Origin of the sequence: Pseudomonas sp. Sample_11 (genome assembly GCF_004307505.1) — a bacterium.
In the GTDB taxonomy this organism is placed as follows: Bacteria; Pseudomonadota; Gammaproteobacteria; order Pseudomonadales; family Pseudomonadaceae; genus Aquipseudomonas; species Aquipseudomonas atacamensis.
In genome coordinates this window covers 1-16,069 of the sequence record NZ_RCOD01000066.1, presented here as the reverse complement: position 1 = coordinate 16,069, position 16,069 = coordinate 1, and the positions used below count along the sequence as shown (strand labels likewise).

Below are 16,069 nucleotides of genomic sequence, written 5' to 3'. Positions count from 1 at the left end.
GCTTTGCTCCCACATTGAAATACGATCAATGTGGGAGCGAGCCTGTTCGCGAATCGCATCACCACCAATGTCAGCTCAATCCTCAAACCTGATCGGGCACTTCTCCGCCCCCTCCAGCTTCCTCAACTCCTCCACCACTGGCGGCCGCGCCCGGCGCAAGGTCAGGCTGCGACCCTGGCCCAGCAGCCGTCGCGCTTCCTGATGCAGCATCTCTACCCCTGAATAATCGATGAAGTTGATCTGCTGTGCCTCGATTACCACCCGCGCGCCATGCAGGCGTTGCAGGCGCACCTGCAGGTAATGGCTGGCGCCGAAAAAGATCGAACCGCCCACGCGCAGCACATCGTCGTCACCGTCGCGCCAATGCTGCACCCGTGGCTGCGAGGTGCGCTTGAGGTAAAAGAACAACGACGCCAGCACCCCGGCGTAAATCGCCGTCTGCAATTCCAGCAGCAAGGTCGCGAGGCAGGTCAGGGCCATCACCACGAACTCGGCGCGGCTGACCCGCAGTAAAGCGCGAATGCCGCGATGATCGACCAGACCCCAGGCAATCAACAGGATGCTGCCGGCCATGGCGGGGATCGGAATATGCGCGATCAGCCCCGCGCCGAACACCGCAAACAGCGCCACCCAGAGCGCCGAGAACACTCCGGCCAGTGGCGAGCAGGCACCCGCCTCGTAACTCAGACCTGAGCGGGTAAACGATCCGGCGGACAGCGACCCGGAAAAGAACGCACCGACAATGTTCGACAGACCCTGTGCGCGGACTTCCTGATTGGCGTCGAGCAACTGTTGCGAGCGCGCCGATATCGAACGGGCGATCGACAGACTGGTGACCAGCCCGAGCATGCCCACCGCCACGGCGCTCGGCAGCAGGCGCAGGATCACCTCCAGATCCAGCGGCAAGGCGCTCAGCGGCGGCAGGCGTCCGACGAAGGCGCTGACCAGATGCACATGACCGAACATCGCCGGCCAGATCCACACCAGCAGACTGGCCAGCACCAGCGTGAGCAACAGCGTCGGCCAGCGCGGCAGAAGTTTTTTCAGGGCCACGCCGACGATCACTGTAGCAACGCCGAGCATCAGCGAAGGCTTATCCACAGCCCCCAGATGTCGCAGCAGATCCATCAGGCTGGCGAGCGCTGTGGTGTTGGCCGGCAATTCCAGGCCGAGCAGATTGGGCAATTGCCCGATGGCGATCACCACGGCGGCACCGAGGGTGAAGCCGAGCACTACCGAATGCGAAACGAAATTCACCAGTGCGCCAAAACGCAGCAAGCCGAGCAACCATTGGAAAATCCCCGCAAGGAACGTCAGCAGCAGGATCAGAGTGATGTAGTCCTCGGACGCCGGCACCGCGAGCGGGCTGACGCTGGCGTACAGGACAATCGAAATCGCCGCCGTCGGGCCGCAGATCAGATGCCATGACGAACCCCACAGGCAGGCGATCAATACCGGAATGATTGCGGCGTACAGCCCGTATTCCGGTGGCAGCCCGGCGATCAGTGCGTAGGCAATCGACTGGGGTAAGGCGAGAATCGCACCGCTGAGGCCGACGATCAGGTCCCGCCCGACGCTGGCGCGGGTTTGCCGTGGCAACCAGCTCAGGAAAGGGAAAAGTGAATGACGGCTGGGGAAGGCCATGGGTCCTCGCGGTTGGGGGTTTTTCAGGCAAGCCTATCAGGACACAGCAATCATTGTGGCGAGGGGATTTATCCCCGATGGGCCGCGAAGCGGCCCCAAACCCAGAGTTCTCGGTGAGTCAGGTATATCGAGTTCACGGATCTTGCGACTGCTTCGCAGCCGATCGGGGATAAATCCCCTCGCCACAGCTAAGTGGTCGACAGTCAGGTGGCATTACAGTTTGGCTTTCACCGCCACCAACGCATCCTTGCCATCCACGGTCTTCACCCCATCCAGCCACTTGTCCAGCACCGCCGGGTTGGCTTTGATCCACGCCTTCGCCGCTTCGGCATTGCTGACCTTCTTGTTCACCACCTCGGCCATGATGCTGTTCTCCATGTCCTGAGTGAACGACAGATTGGTCAGCAACTTGCCCACATTCGGGCAGGCCTCGGCGTAGCCCTTGCGGGTCAGGGTGAAAACGTTGCCAGTGTCGCCGAAGTATTTTTCGCCGCCCTTGAGGTAACGCATTTTCAGCTGCACGTTCATCGGGTGCGGGGTCCAGCCGAGAAAGGTGACGAATTTCTGTTTCTTCACCGCCCGCGACACTTCGGCGAGCATCGCCTGTTCGCTGGACTCGATCAGCTTCCACTGCCCCATGTTGAAGTCATTCTTCTTGATAATTTCCTGCAACGAAATGTTCGCCGGCGCGCCTGATCCGATGCCGTAGATCTTCTTGTCGAACTTGTCGGCGAATTTGTTCAGGTCGGCAAAATCATGCACACCCGCCTCCCAGACATAGTCGGGGACGGCGAGGGTGAATTCGGTGCCTTCGAGGTTTTTCGCCAATTGCGTCACATCACCGGTGGCGACGAACTTGTCATAGAAGCCCTGCTGCGCCGGCATCCAGTTGCCGAGGAACACGTCCACCTGGCCATCCTTCAAGCCGCCGAAGGTGATGGGCACCGCAAGGGTGTCGACTTTGGCCTTATAGCCCATGCCGTCCAGCAGAAACCCGGTGATGGCATTGGTCGCGGCGATGTCGCTCCAGCCCGGATCGGCCATCTTCACGGTTTCGCAACTTTGCTCGGCGAAGGCCGAGGCGCTGCTCAATGCGATCAGGCCAACGGTGACAGCTGTGGATAACTTGCGCATGGACTTCCCCTTAACGTTATTGGTTTTGGCAGGGTTGTGGATAACGGGCCTTGCGCTCCAGATCATCAAGGTCGATGTGGTTGCGCATGTACTGCTGACTGGCATCGACCAGCGGCTGGTGGTCCCAGCTCTTCAGCTTGCCGATGGTTAACGCATCGGCGACGAAACGGCGTCGGCGCTGGCTGGCCAGTACGTCCCGATGGATCGCCGGAATGTCCCACTTGGCCCGCGCTTCAGCGAGAAAATCGTCGAACAGCTGACGATGTTGCGGCGATTGGCTCAGTTCCTCTTCTTCGCGCGGATCGTTATCCACATCGAAGAGTAGGCACGGGTCGCTTTCGCTGTAGATAAATTTGTAGGCGCCCCGGCGAATCATCATCAGCGGGCTGACAGTGCCTTCGGCCATGTATTCGCCGAACACCTCGTCATGCCCGCCCTGCCCTTGCAGGTGCGGCAGCAACGAACGGCCGTCCAGTGGCAGGCCCGGCTCAAGCGTGCCACCGGCCAGATCCACGAACGTCGGCAGCAGGTCGGCGGTGGAAACCGCGGCGCTGACCCGGCCCGCCTCGAATTGTCCCGGTGCGCTGATCAACAGCGGCACCCGCGCGGCCATCTCGAACCAGTGCATTTTGTACCAGAGGCCTTTCTCGCCGAGCATGTCGCCATGGTCACCGGAGAAGACGATGATGGTGTCATCGATCAGCCCGGTTTCCTCAAGGGTTTGCAGCAGTTTGCCGACATTGGCGTCGATATAGCTGCAAGCGCCGAAGTAGGCGCGACGGGCATCGCGGATCTTATCCACAGGCAGCGGCTTGTCCCACAGGTCGTAAACCTTGAGCAGACGTTGCGAGTGCGGATCGAGTTCGTCCTGATTCAAGGCTGTAGGCAACGGAATATCAGCATCGTCATACAGATCCCAGAAAGCCTTGGGAATCGTGTACGGATCGTGCGGGTGGGTCATCGACACAGTCAGGCAGAACGGCTGATCGCCGTCCTCGCGAATGTGATCGAACAGATATTGCTGCGCCTTGAACACCACCTCTTCGTCGAAATCCAGCTGATTGGTGCGCACGCACGGCCCGGCCTGCAATACCGAAGACATGTTGTGATACCAGCTCGGCCTTACGTCCGGCTCGTCCCAGTTCACCGCCCAACCGTAATCGGCCGGGTAGATGTCGCTGGTCAGGCGTTCTTCATAACCGTGCAACTGGTCCGGCCCGCAGAAATGCATCTTGCCGGACAGCGCGGTGCGGTAGCCGAGACGCCGCAGGTAATGCGCGTAAGTCGGAATGTCGGCAGGGAAATCAGCGGCGTTGTCGTAAGCTCCGATCTTGCTCGGCAACTGCCCACTGACCAGGGTGAAGCGCGACGGTGCGCACAGCGGGCTGTTGCAATAGGCAGCATCGAACACCACGCCTTGGGCGGCGAGGCGGGACAGATTCGGCAGTTTGATCGGCGATGGGCCGTAGAACGGCAACATTGGCGCGGCCATTTGATCGGCCATGATGAAAAGAATGTTCTTGCGCTTCATGTGATCGCGGCATTCCATGTTGAATATTTATGCGAGAGTGCTGCGATCGAGCATGGATTCCATGCCTGTTCCGGTAAAGCCCGCGCCGGACAATGACTAGGATAAGTACAGCTTATGTATGACGCCCTCGGTGACCTCTCCCTCGATCTGCTGCGCGCTTTTGAAGCGGCGGCCCGCCATCGCAGTTTTACCGCTGCTGCGGTGGAGCTTGGCACCACGCAGCCTGCGATCAGCCAGCAAATGAAACGTCTGGAAGAGCAGCTCGGTACGCGCCTGTTCGACCGGATTTACCGGGGTATCGAGTTGACAGAGGTTGGCGCCCTGCTGTTCGAGCAAGTTACCCTCGGTTTGCAGAATATCGATGCAGGATTGAGCGCAATCAGCACGCAGCAGCAACATGAAGTGCTGCAAGTGGCCACGGATTTCGCTTTTGCCGCTTATTGGTTGATGCCGCGCCTGCACCGCTTTCACGAGGCCAATCCGCATATCGATGTCAGCCTGGTCACCAGTGAGCGCAATCACAACATGCTGCGCACCGACATCGACGTGGCGATCCTGTTTGGCGATGGTCGATTCAAGCAGGGCGAGAGCCACTGGCTGTTCAGCGAAGAAGTGTTCCCGGTGTGCAGTCCGCTGCTGCTCAAGGAGCGTTCATTGCCGTTGCCCGCGCAGGCACTGCTGGAATTTCCGCTGTTGCATCTGCGTGGGGAAAACAGCAGCAACTGGTTCGACTGGAGTGGCTTGTTTCGTCAATTGGGCCTGACTACGCCGCCAGCGCCGGGGCAATTGCGCTTCGACAATTACACCTTGCTGATTCAGGCGGCGATTGGCGGACAAGGCGTGGCGATTGGCTGGCGGCACCTTGTGGATAACTTGCTGGTGCAGGGTTTGCTGTGCCGGCCGCTGGCAGAAACTACGCTGTCGCGGCTGGGGTATTACGTGGTGTTGCCGCAACGCAAGCGTCGGGGTGCGTTGATTCAGGAATTTGTTGATTGGTTAATGGCGGAACAGGCCAGCAGTGCCGAATCGCTTAACGGTCTGGCCCTGCCCTCGATTGCGATGTGAAGAGCAAAAGATCGTCCGATCTTTTACGAATCAGAAGCCGCCACAAAATTCACATGCTGCCCCACATGCAGGTTCAACCGCAGCTCGTCGGCGATGCCCACCGCCACGCGGTTCAATCGCTCCAGCGGTTCGGCCAGCCCCGGTTCGAGATTGCCGCCGACCTGACTGAAGTGCTCGATGGTCAACCCGGCCACGCCATGCGGCGCATTGACCAAGGTCCAGCGCAGTGAGCTGCTTTGTACCGCCTCAAGGATTTCTTCGGCAGCGTGACGTTGCAGACGCTCGTCATTGTCAGGCTCGTCGAGCACACCGAAGTTGCCGACCAGAAACAGGCGCGGCACGCTGGCCAGTTGCAAACCTTCGACCAGCGCGTCGACTGCCAGCACTTGTTCCACCGGCCCCAGCGTCACCGAGCGCTCGACATGATCGCTGCTGAACGGCAACCCCGGAGCGTCCAGCAGGCAGATCACCGCCGAGCTTCCGGCGACGCTTTGATTGACCCGCTCGGCATCGAACAGATCGCCGGTCTTGGTGCGCAACCCCGGACGCGGCGCAAGTGCGGTGAGATCGTCGAGGATGGCGATGACTTCGTGTTGGCGACGGAGCAATTCAGCCATCAATGCACCGCCCAAGCTGGCCATGGCACCATAAAGCACCACTTTGACCACTGGGGTCTCGGCATTTTTCATGGCTGTTTTCCTTATAGTTGTCCTATATGACCTGTGACGGTGGAAACAGCCAAGGGTTCGAACCGATTGAGAGGCGACACGATGCAAGGGATCAAGGGCTATCACGCCCATGTCTATTTCGACGCGCAAACCATCGACCAGGCGCGGGCCTTGTGCGAACAGGCCGCGCAGTTGTTTGCGTTGAAGATGGGCCGCGTGCACGAACGCCCGGTGGGGCCGCACCCCGACTGGAGCTGCCAACTGGCTTTCGGTCCCGAGCTGATTGGCGAGGTGCTGCCATGGCTGGCACTCAACCGCAAAGGCCTGGTGGTGTTCCTGCATCCGGACACTGGCAATGACTTGCTCGACCACACCGAACACGCGATCTGGATGGGCGCGGTGCGGCCCTTGGACCTGTCGATTTTTTAACCAGATGCTGACGCTGAACTGATAACGGATATGTCCAGACTGCCAGCCAGCGCTGACTGTCCGTTTATCCGCATCGCTACCAACCCCGTATTCATTGGCTGTCGTCGCATCCGACCGCCGGTTGATCATTCATTGATCGCTTTCGCGCCCGAAAGGTAGCTGAAAGCTTCCCCGATTAGGATCGCCCCACTCCCGGCAACAGACCGGTTGGCCCAAGCCCTGTGTTTTTTCCACAGGCCCGGCCCAATTAACAACAACAATGGTGATTCTGATGTCTTCTGCAACCCGCCGTTTCTCCCGCTTCCTGCTGGTCACTCCGCCCGTACGCCTCGCGCCTCCCGTTCTGCGCTGATCCCGCCCGATCCGCTCATTCCATTAGCCGCGCTACGCCTGGAGTATTCCCATGCTGACTTTCCTTGGCTTCGCCATGGTCATCACGTTCATGTTCCTGATCATGACCAAGCGCCTGTCCGCGCTGATCGCCCTGATCATCATCCCGATCCTGTTCGCGCTGTTCGGTGGTTTCGCGCCGAAAATCGGCCCGATGATGCTTGAAGGCATCACCAAACTGGCGCCGACCGGCGTGATGTTGATGTTCGCCATTCTGTATTTCGCCCTGATGATCGACTCCGGCCTGTTCGACCCGGCCGTGCGCAAAATTCTCAAACTGGTCAAGGGCGACCCGTTGAAAGTTTCGGTCGGCACCGCCGTTCTGGCGCTCGTCGTTTCCCTCGATGGTGACGGCGCGACCACTTACATGATCTGTGTGGCCGCCATGCTGCCGCTGTACAGCCGCATCGGCATGAGCCCGCGAATCATGGCCGGTCTGATCATCCTCGCCGGTGGCGTGATGAACATGACCCCGTGGGGCGGCCCGACCGCCCGCGCGGCGAGTGCCCTGCATGTCGACCCGTCGGACATTTTCGTACCGATGATCCCGGCCATGGCCGCCGGTGTCTTGGCGATCCTGGTGATTGCCTACTTCTACGGCAAGCGTGAACGTGCCCGCCTCGGCGAGCTGCACTTGGTCGGCGATGAGATCGATCACAGTGAAATCAGCGTCTCGCAATTCCCCGACGCACGCCGTCCGAAGCTGATCTGGTTCAACGCCGCACTGACTTTCGGCCTGATGTGCACGCTGATCGGCGGCCTGTTGCCGCTGCCGGTGCTGTTCATGGTGGCGTTCAGTATCGCCATGATCGTCAACTACCCATGCCTGCAAATGCAGAAGGATCGCGTCGCCGCGCATTCCGGCAGCGTGCTGGCAGTGGTCGGGCTGATCTTTGCGGCCGGTATCTTCACCGGTATCCTGTCGGGCACCGGCATGGTCGATGCGATGTCGAAGAGCCTGTTGGCGGTGATTCCGGATTTCCTCGGCCCGTACCTGGCGGTGATCACGGCACTGGTGAGCATGCCGTTCACCTTCTTCATGTCCAACGATGCGTTCTATTACGGTGTATTGCCGGTGCTGACCGAAGCGGCCAGCCACTATGGGATCACTGCGGTGGAAATGGCCCGTGCCTCGATCGTCGGCCAGCCCGTCCACTTGCTGAGCCCGTTGGTGCCGTCGACCTATCTGTTGGTGGCGCTGGCCGGCATCGATTTCGGTGATCACCAGCGTTTCACCCTGAAATGGGCGATCCTGGTGTGCATCTGCATTTTGATTGCTGCACTGCTGTTGGGGACTTTCCCGATGTTCAGCACTCTATAAGCCCAAGACTCACCGTTACGGGTCCCGGCTTCGCGGTTTGAAGCCCGGACCTTTTTCGGTTCAACAATTGCTCAAAGGAATACACATGGATTGGCTGACCAACCCCGAAATCTGGGTTGCCTTCTTTACCCTGACCGCCCTGGAAATCGTCCTCGGTATCGATAACATCATCATGATTTCGATCCTGGTCAGCCGCATGCCGAAACACATGCAGCAGCGCACGCGGATCTTCGGTCTTGGCCTGGCCATGATCACCCGGATCCTGTTGCTGCTGTCGATCACCTGGGTCATGCGCCTCACTGCCGATCTTTTCGAAGTGTTCGGCCAGGGCATCTCCGGCCGCGACCTGATCCTGTTCTTCGGTGGCCTGTTCCTGTTGTGGAAGAGTTCGCAGGAGATGTACCACGCGCTGGAAGGTGAAGATGAAAGCGACGACGCGCCGTCGGGCAAGGGCGGCAACTTCCTCTACACCATCATCCAGATCGCGATCATCGATATCGTCTTCTCGCTGGACTCGGTGATCACTGCCGTCGGCATGGTTTCCCACGTGCCGGTGATGGTCGCGGCGATCATCGTGGCGGTGCTGGTGATGATGCTGGCGTCGGGCAAAATCAGCGAATTCATCGACAAGCACCCGTCGCTGAAAATGCTCGCCCTGTCCTTCCTGCTGGTGGTCGGTACCGTGCTGATCGCCGAATCGTTCGACGTGCACGTGCCAAAAGGCTACGTCTACTTCGCCATGGCGTTCTCGCTGGCGGTTGAGGCTATCAACATCAAACTGCGCGGCGCGATGGCCCGGAAAAAGAAACAGCAGGATCCGGTGAAACTGCGCAAGGATGTGCCGGGCCAGTAACCCGGTAGTCCCGGCAGCACGCTACACCCTGTGGGAGCGAGCCTGCTCGCGAAGACGGAGTGCCAATCGACAACAATGTTGGCTGGCCCACCGCTTTCGCGAGCAGGCTCGCTCCCACATTTGTTTGTGCAGCATTCAGGCACCGCGGACCCTGTGGGAGCTGGCTTGCCAGCGATAGCGGAATGTCAGGCGACATCAATGTTGGTTGTGCCGACGCCATCGCTGGCAAGCCAGCTCCCACAGGGGCGGCGTTGATTTAAATGGGAGTGTATGAAGCGCTTCTCATGACACTTTTGTTTCAATCCACGCTTTAGCTGTGCAATGCTGGCGCCGAGACCGTTCGCCAACTACAGCTTAAGTATCAAGAACGTAGAAACCGCGCGGTGCCGTTCACTTGCCCCTCTGGGGCGCTGCTACTACAGGGGGTCTGCATGCTCACCCTGCTCAATCTGCTGTCCGCCGTCGCCCTGTTGATCTGGGGCACGCACATCGTCCGAACCGGCATCCTGCGGGTTTACGGCACTAATCTGCGACATGTGATCGGCCAGAACATGTCGAAGAAATGGCTGGCGTTCATCGCCGGTATTCTCGTCACTGCCATGGTGCAGAGCAGCAACGCCACGGCGATGCTGGTCACTTCGTTTGTCGGTCAGGGCCTGATGGCGCTGACCCCGGCGCTGGCGACCATGCTCGGCGCCGATGTCGGCACCGCACTGATGGCGCGGGTGCTGACCCTCGATCTGTCGTGGCTGTCGCCGCTGCTGATTTTCCTCGGGGTGATTTTCTTTCTGTCGCGCAAACAGACGCGGCTCGGGCAGATGGGCCGGGTGTCGATTGGTCTCGGGCTGATCATTCTCGCCCTGCAATTGATCGTCGAGGCCGCTGCGCCGATCACTCATGCGCAAGGGGTGAAAGTGATTTTCGCCTCGCTGACCGGCGACATTCTTCTCGACGCCCTGGTCGGCGCGCTGTTCGCGATGATTTCCTACTCCAGCCTCGCCGCCGTGCTGCTCACCGCTACATTGGCCGGTGCTGCGGTGATCAGCCTGCCGGTGGCGATCGGTCTGGTGATCGGCGCCAACATCGGCAGCGGCATCCTTGCCTTCATGAGCACCAGCATGCAGAACGCCGCCGGCCGCCAGGTTGCGCTGGGCAGTCTGTTGTACAAATTGATCGGTTTGCTGCTGATCATCCCGGTGCTCGACCCGCTGGTGCACTGGATCGACAGCCTTGATTTCAGCCCGCAGGAAATGGTCATCGGCTTCCACCTGCTCTACAACACCGCGCGCTGCCTGATCCTGCTGCCCAGCGTCGGGCCGATGGCGCGGCTCTGTGCTTGGCTGTTGCCGGAGCGGCCGGAGGTCAACGGCACCGCCAAGCCGCGCCATCTCGACCCGACCGCGCTGGTCACGCCGAGCCTGGCGCTGGCCAACGCCGCGCGGGAAACCCTGCGCATGGGCGATCTGCTCGACAACATGCTCGATGCCTCCCTTGATGTGCTGCGCGGCAAGCAGACCGCCGTCACTCAGGAAATGCGCCGCCTGACCGACGACGTCGAGGCCCTGTACAGCGCGATCAAGCTGTATCTGGCGCAGATGCCCCGCGAGGATCTCGGCGAGCACGATAGTCGGCGCTGGGCCGAGATCATCGAACTGGCGATCAACCTGAAACTCGCCGCTGACCTGATCGAGCGCATGCTGCGCAAGATCCAGCAGCAGAAGACTTCGCAGCGCCGTTCGTTTTCCGAAGAAGGCCTGGAAGATCTTGCCGGGCTGCAACAGCAACTGATCGCCAACCTGCGCCTGGGCCTGTCGGTGTTTCTCAGCGGCGACCGCGAGAGCGCGCGGCAGTTGTTACGGGAGAAACGCCGCTTTCGTGCGCAGGAACGGCGGCTGGCCCATGCGCATGTCAGCCGTTTACAACGCAAGATCGTGCAGAGCCTGGAGACCAGCTCGCTGCATCTGGAGTTGATCGCCGACATGAAACGGCTCAATTCGTTGTTCTGCAGCAGCGCCTATGTGGTGCTGGAAACGGCGGACACCGGCGCGCTGGCGGTGGATGACATGGCCGACATTACGCATTCGCCTTGAACGTCTGGGGCTGGGGCCAGTCAGTTACAGTGGTTCAGCCTTGAGACCGTCATCGCTGGCAAGCCAGCTCCCACAGGGTTTTGTAAGCGCCGCAGATCCTTGTGGGAGCTGGCTTGCCAGCGATGGGGCCCTGACTGACGACACGGATCTCCAAATCAGCCGTATGGAAGCCTGTTATGCGTTGCCTGCTGTTCGCCTGTCTGCTGCTCGGTTCCCTGCCCGTCTTTGCCCTGGATCGGTTTCAGGTCGAAGGCTATGCGCTGCCCAACGGTTTGCAACTGATGCTCAAGCCCGGCACCGAACGCGGGCATGTGGCGATCCGGCTGGTGGTCGGCGTTGGCCTCGATGACTTCGACTGCGACGAAAAAGAGCTGCCGCATTTGCTCGAACACTTGCTGTTCAGCGGTATCGATGCCACTGGCGAAGGTGGTCTGGAAGAGCGCATGCAGGCGCTGGGCGGTGACTGGAATGCCTTCACCAGCAACGCCGACACCACGTTCGTCATCGAAGCCCCGGCGAAAAACCAGCGCAAGGTGCTCGACCTGCTGCTCGCGCTGCTGACCCAGACACGCATCGACGACAACGCAATCAACGCCGCCAAACGCGTGGTCGAGCGAGAGGACGGCGGGCATTACACCAAGCTGCAACGTTTCCTCGACCGTCAGGACCTCGGCCATACTGCGAGCAATCAGCTGGCTGTCGAGTTGGGTCTGAAATGCCCACAGCGCGCCGAGGTCGGCCATCTGACCCAAGAGCAATTGGAGACGGTGCGCAAGGCCTGGTACGCGCCGAACAACATGACCCTGATCGTCGTCGGCGAACTCGACAAACTGCTGCCGGCCTATCTCGAGCGCACCTGGGGTGAGCTGGAGCCGGTCGAGCCTACCGAACACCGCGCGCTGCCGAACATCCGCACCAGCGCCGCCCATGAACGCACCCTTACCCGTGGCTTTATCGGCGACAGTGCCAAGCTGCACTGGCTGGTGCCGGAGCCGGTGCTCGACGATCAGTACGACCAGACGTTCGACATTCTCAAGGATTACCTCGACTGGGCGTTGTACCGGCAGATTCGTCTCAACCATGGCTTGTCGTACGGGCCGTGGGCCGAGCGCGAAGTGTTCGGCGGTGTCGGCTTCATGAGCCTCAACGCCGACCTGGATCGCGATGACGTCGACGAAGCCATTCAAGTGCTGGAAGACCTCAAGGCCGACCTGCTGAAAAACGGCCTCGACCCGAGCACCTTCGCCCGCATCAAACAAGCCGCCATTGCCCACCAGGCCTGGGCCGTGCAGGGCAACAGCGCACTGGCGGACTATTACTGGAGCGCGCTGGCCGACTATCAGGATGGCCGCTTTGCCAATCCCGCGCGGGAGCTGCAAGGGGTGACGCTGGAAGCGGCGAACAAAGCGATGCGCGAGCTGTTGCTGCAGCCGGGGTATATCCGGATCGAGAAGCCTTTAATCAGTGATGATCAGGTGTTGTGGCTGGCTGCAGGTGGGGTGGGTCTGGTGCTGTTGATGTTGATCGGCTGGCGTGTGTATCGCCGCCACAAAATTGCTGGAAGCCATTAATCCTCTGGTGAGTGAGCACTTGTGGCGTTAACCTTTCCGGGATTTTCCCCATATCGTCGTGAACCGCCAAAATGCCAAAACTGACCCTCCTTATCCAGCGCCTTCTCGAGCTGATGAAGCGCTACCCCGGGTTGATCGCGGCGGGTGGTTTCATTTCCGGGGTCGGCAGTTTCATCCTCGTCGATCGCCAACAGGGGCTGGCCAGCTGGATCACGGTGATCATGCTGCTCAGCTGGATCTGGCTGATGCTGGAAAACACCCTGACCGGGCTGTTCACACGGATTTTCAAGCGCGAGATTCCCCAGCCGCTGCTGCGCTACGCGACGCAGATGATCCATCAGGAAAGCCTGTTTTTCGTTCTGCCATTCTTCTTCATCACCACCACGTGGAACAGCGGCCAGTTTGTCTTCACGGGGCTGCTCAGCGTTGCTGCACTGATCTCTATCGTCGATCCGCTGTACTACAAATGGCTGGCGCCACGGCGCTGGGCGTTTCTCGCGCTGCACACCCTGACCCTGTTCGCCGCCCTGCTCACCGCGCTGCCGGTGATCATGCACCTGACCACCGCGCAGAGTTTCAAATGGGCGCTGGGGATTGCCGTGCTGCTGTCGTTCCCGAGCCTGGCATCGATCTTCCCGATCCGCACGGTGCGCAATGCCCTGGCGATTCTGTTCATCACAGTCGGCATCGGCGGCGTCGGTTGGGCGCTGCGTTCGTGGGTGCCGCCGGCAACGCTATGGATGACCGACGTAGCGATCAGCACGCAGCTGCAGGATCGCACCCCCGGCGCCAGCCTCGATACCGTCAGCGCCGAGCAGATCCGCAGCGGCGGGCTCTACGCCTACACCGCGATCAACGCGCCGCGCGGCCTCGACGAGCGGATTTATCACGTGTGGACCTTCAACGGCAAAGAGGTCGACCGCATCGCCCTCGACATCCATGGCGGGCGCAAGGAAGGCTACCGGGCGTGGACGCACAAACAGAATTTCCCCGGCAGCCCGGCGGGCAAGTGGCAGGTGCGGGTGCTGACCGAGGATGGCCAGTTGATCGGCGTGCTGCGTTTCGCAATTACCGACAGCACACCGGCCAAAGAAAAGTAATCCGGTTCGTGCTATTACGTAGGATCTCGTAACGGCCGTACAAGCACGGAGCTTATGACCAGCAGCCCAACCCCCGGCAGTGCCCACCTGGATACCGCGCTCAGCCCTGCCCGTCTGCGGGTCAGCGGCGATTGGACGCTCGCCCACTACACCGCGCTCAAACACCTGAGCGAAAAGCTCCGCGGCCAGTACGATGCCAACACTTCCATCGATCTGAACGGCCTCGGTGCCCTCGACACCGCCGGCGCCTCGTTGCTGGTCGAGCTGCTCGGTTCCGAGCGCTTGGGCAAAACCGCCGAACACCCCGATTGCACCCTTTCAACTGCCGACCGCGCCTTGCTGCAAACCGTGTACTGCTCGCTGAGTGATTTCTGCGTGCCGATCAAGGAGCCGGAAATCAGCGTCAGCGTGCAACTGCTGACGCGCATTGGCCGCGCGGTGGACAAGGTCTGGACCGACACGCTGCAACTGCTCGGCTTCGTCGGCCTGATCCTTGAAGTCATCGCCCGTGGGCTGTTGCGGCCCCAGCGCTGGCGCATCACGCCGATGATCGCGCACATCGAGCAGACCGGCCTCGACGCCGCGCCGATCGTGGCCCTGCTGACGTTTCTGGTGGGCGCGGTGGTGGCGTTTCTCGGCGCCACAGTGCTGGCCAGTTTCGGCGCGACGATTTTCACCGTGGACCTGGTCGGCTTCTCGTTCCTGCGCGAATTCGGCGTGTTGCTCACGGCGATCCTGATGGCCGGGCGCACCGCCAGTGCTTTTACCGCACAGATCGGCTCGATGAAGGCCAACGAAGAAATCGACGCGATCCGTACTCTCGGCCTCGACCCGATCGAATTGCTGGTGGTGCCGCGCGTGCTGGCGCTGCTGGTGGCGCTGCCGATGCTGACGTTTCTGGCGATGCTCTCGGGGATCGTCGGTGGCGGTGTGGTCTGCGCAGTGTCGCTGGACATCTCGCCGGCGATGTTCCTCTCGCTGCTGCAATCGGACATCGGCATTCAGCATTTTCTGGTCGGGCTGGTGAAGGCGCCGATCTTCGCCTTCCTGATCGCGGCGATCGGTTGCCTGGAAGGTTTCAAGGTCAGCGGCAGCGCCGAATCGGTCGGCGCGCACACCACCTCCAGCGTGGTCCAGTCGATTTTCGTGGTGATCGTGCTCGATGCGGTGGCCGCGCTGTTTTTCATGGAGATGGGCTGGTGAGTCGTCTACCCCGCGCGCCCTCGGAGGCGGTGATCGAAGTCCGTGGCCTGTGCAATCGCTTCGGCCCGCAGAGCGTGCACGAAAACCTTGATCTGGACGTGTACAAAGGCGAAATCCTCGCCGTGGTCGGTGGCTCCGGTACCGGTAAATCGGTGCTGCTGCGCAGCATCGTCGGGCTGAATCGGCCCAGCGAGGGCATGGTCAAGGTCTTCGGCCAGAACCTGCCGAATCTGCCCGAGCATGAACGCTCGCTGATCGAAAGGCGCTTCGGTGTGTTGTTCCAGAAAGGCGCGCTGTTTTCCTCGCTGACCGTGACCGAGAACGTCGCCCTGCCCCTGATCGAACACGCCGGCCTCAGCCGTCACGACGCCGAGCACCTGGCGGCGGTGAAACTGGCGCTGGCCGGGCTGCCGTTGTCGGCGGCGGACAAATACCCGGCGTCGCTGTCCGGCGGCATGATCAAGCGCGCGGCGCTGGCGCGGGCCCTGGCGCTGGATCCCGACATTCTGTTTCTCGACGAACCCACCGCCGGCCTCGATCCGATTGGCGCGGCGCAGTTCGATCAATTGATCCTGACCCTGCGTGACGCGTTGGGTCTGAGTGTGTTTCTGGTCACCCACGACCTCGACACGCTGTACACCATCACCGATCGCGTGGCGGTGCTGGCGCAGAAGAAAGTGCTGGTTGCCGGTCCTATCGACGACGTCTCGGAAACCGCCGACGCGTGGATTCACGAATACTTCCACGGCCCGCGCGGCCGCTCGGCGCTGGACGCCGCCAAACTGCTCAACGAGGTCTGATATGGAAACCCGAGCCCATCATGTGTTGATCGGCCTGTTCACGGTGATCGTCGTGGCCGGCGCCCTGCTCTTCGGCCTGTTTCTGGCCAAATCCAGCGTCGACACCGAGTTCAAGGATTACGAAGTGGTGTTCAACGAGGCGGTCAGCGGTCTGTCCAAGGGCAGCTCGGTGCAGTACAGCGGGATCAAGGTCGGTGACGTGGTCAGCCTGCGCCTCGACCCGCAGGACCCGCGCCGGGTGCTGGCGCGGATTCGTCTGGCGGGCGACAC

Annotated in this window: 14 protein-coding genes; 10 read left to right on the top strand and 4 right to left on the bottom strand. The window is 61.0% G+C overall.

All coding sequences use genetic code 11. The features are described 5' to 3' along the window. Positions 1-75 precede the first annotated feature (75 nt). The 3 genes from D8U60_RS18565 to betC form a co-directional block, all read right to left on the bottom strand. Positions 76-1,644 (bottom strand): SulP family inorganic anion transporter, encoded by a 1,569-nt coding sequence (locus D8U60_RS18565; RefSeq protein WP_130900650.1) that lies wholly within the window; start codon positions 1,642-1,644, stop codon positions 76-78. Between the two features lie 213 nt (positions 1,645-1,857). Further along, entirely contained in the window at positions 1,858-2,778 is a 921-nt protein-coding gene (gene choX / locus D8U60_RS18560) for a choline ABC transporter substrate-binding protein (protein WP_122748211.1), read from the bottom strand. Between the two features lie 16 nt (positions 2,779-2,794). After that, a complete protein-coding gene (gene betC, locus D8U60_RS18555; RefSeq protein WP_130900649.1) occupies positions 2,795-4,309 on the bottom strand; it encodes a choline-sulfatase in 1,515 nt (504 codons plus the stop codon). A 114-nt stretch (positions 4,310-4,423) separates the two neighbouring features. Here betC and D8U60_RS18550 point away from each other — a divergent pair, with 114 nt between their 5' ends. Further along, a complete protein-coding gene (locus D8U60_RS18550; protein ID WP_130900648.1) occupies positions 4,424-5,374 on the top strand; it encodes a LysR family transcriptional regulator in 951 nt (316 codons plus the stop codon). 23 nt (positions 5,375-5,397) lie between these two features. Here the strand turns inward: D8U60_RS18550 and D8U60_RS18545 are convergent, their stop codons facing one another. Further along, the gene (locus D8U60_RS18545) at positions 5,398-6,063 is read right to left on the bottom strand and encodes an NAD(P)H-binding protein (protein ID WP_041476500.1); all 666 of its coding nucleotides are present in this window, start codon (positions 6,061-6,063) and stop codon (positions 5,398-5,400) included. Between the two features lie 81 nt (positions 6,064-6,144). Here D8U60_RS18545 and D8U60_RS18540 point away from each other — a divergent pair, with 81 nt between their 5' ends. The 9 genes from D8U60_RS18540 to D8U60_RS18495 all read left to right on the top strand — a co-directional run. After that, positions 6,145-6,471: a DOPA 4,5-dioxygenase family protein gene (locus tag D8U60_RS18540; RefSeq protein WP_024014969.1), complete on the top strand. Its 327-nt coding sequence runs from the start codon at positions 6,145-6,147 to the stop codon at positions 6,469-6,471. Between the two features lie 403 nt (positions 6,472-6,874). Continuing rightward, a complete protein-coding gene (locus D8U60_RS18535) occupies positions 6,875-8,182 on the top strand; it encodes a CitMHS family transporter (RefSeq protein ID WP_016772365.1) in 1,308 nt (435 codons plus the stop codon). 85 nt (positions 8,183-8,267) lie between these two features. Then, positions 8,268-9,035, top strand: a complete 768-nt coding sequence (locus D8U60_RS18530) for a TerC family protein (protein ID WP_130900647.1) — start codon at positions 8,268-8,270, stop codon at positions 9,033-9,035. Between the two features lie 431 nt (positions 9,036-9,466). Continuing rightward, positions 9,467-11,125 carry a Na/Pi cotransporter family protein gene (locus D8U60_RS18520; protein ID WP_122612878.1) on the top strand — a complete coding sequence of 553 codons (1,659 nt, stop codon included), beginning with the start codon at positions 9,467-9,469 and terminating at the stop codon, positions 11,123-11,125. A gap of 176 nt (positions 11,126-11,301) precedes the next feature. Further along, positions 11,302-12,696 (top strand): insulinase family protein, encoded by a 1,395-nt coding sequence (locus D8U60_RS18515; RefSeq protein ID WP_130900646.1) that lies wholly within the window; start codon positions 11,302-11,304, stop codon positions 12,694-12,696. A 71-nt stretch (positions 12,697-12,767) separates the two neighbouring features. Next, positions 12,768-13,796 carry a DUF5924 family protein gene (locus D8U60_RS18510; RefSeq protein ID WP_125917007.1) on the top strand — a complete coding sequence of 343 codons (1,029 nt, stop codon included), beginning with the start codon at positions 12,768-12,770 and terminating at the stop codon, positions 13,794-13,796. A gap of 54 nt (positions 13,797-13,850) precedes the next feature. Beyond that, positions 13,851-14,999, top strand: a complete 1,149-nt coding sequence (locus D8U60_RS18505; RefSeq protein WP_130900645.1) for an ABC transporter permease — start codon at positions 13,851-13,853, stop codon at positions 14,997-14,999. Then, entirely contained in the window at positions 14,996-15,799 is an 804-nt protein-coding gene (locus tag D8U60_RS18500; protein ID WP_122506332.1) for an ATP-binding cassette domain-containing protein, read from the top strand. Before D8U60_RS18505 ends, D8U60_RS18500 begins: the two co-directional genes overlap by 4 nt. Position 15,800: 1 nt before the next feature. Continuing rightward, positions 15,801-16,069, top strand: a 269-nt coding sequence (locus D8U60_RS18495) for an MlaD family protein (RefSeq protein ID WP_130900644.1), incomplete at its 3' end; no start/stop codon positions are given.

What these genes read in the sequence shown, in the direction of transcription:
- D8U60_RS18565 (WP_130900650.1), bottom strand. Translation starts at nt 1,644, where the DNA reads ATGGCCTTCCCCAGCCGTCATTCACTTTTCCCTTTCCTGAGCTGGTTG.
- choX (WP_122748211.1), bottom strand. Translation starts at nt 2,778, where the DNA reads ATGCGCAAGTTATCCACAGCTGTCACCGTTGGCCTGATCGCATTGAGC.
- betC (WP_130900649.1), bottom strand. Translation starts at nt 4,309, where the DNA reads ATGAAGCGCAAGAACATTCTTTTCATCATGGCCGATCAAATGGCCGCG.
- D8U60_RS18550 (WP_130900648.1), top strand. Translation starts at nt 4,424, where the DNA reads ATGTATGACGCCCTCGGTGACCTCTCCCTCGATCTGCTGCGCGCTTTT.
- D8U60_RS18545 (WP_041476500.1), bottom strand. Translation starts at nt 6,063, where the DNA reads ATGAAAAATGCCGAGACCCCAGTGGTCAAAGTGGTGCTTTATGGTGCC.
- D8U60_RS18540 (WP_024014969.1), top strand. Translation starts at nt 6,145, where the DNA reads ATGCAAGGGATCAAGGGCTATCACGCCCATGTCTATTTCGACGCGCAA.
- D8U60_RS18535 (WP_016772365.1), top strand. Translation starts at nt 6,875, where the DNA reads ATGCTGACTTTCCTTGGCTTCGCCATGGTCATCACGTTCATGTTCCTG.
- D8U60_RS18530 (WP_130900647.1), top strand. Translation starts at nt 8,268, where the DNA reads ATGGATTGGCTGACCAACCCCGAAATCTGGGTTGCCTTCTTTACCCTG.
- D8U60_RS18520 (WP_122612878.1), top strand. Translation starts at nt 9,467, where the DNA reads ATGCTCACCCTGCTCAATCTGCTGTCCGCCGTCGCCCTGTTGATCTGG.
- D8U60_RS18515 (WP_130900646.1), top strand. Translation starts at nt 11,302, where the DNA reads ATGCGTTGCCTGCTGTTCGCCTGTCTGCTGCTCGGTTCCCTGCCCGTC.
- D8U60_RS18510 (WP_125917007.1), top strand. Translation starts at nt 12,768, where the DNA reads ATGCCAAAACTGACCCTCCTTATCCAGCGCCTTCTCGAGCTGATGAAG.
- D8U60_RS18505 (WP_130900645.1), top strand. Translation starts at nt 13,851, where the DNA reads ATGACCAGCAGCCCAACCCCCGGCAGTGCCCACCTGGATACCGCGCTC.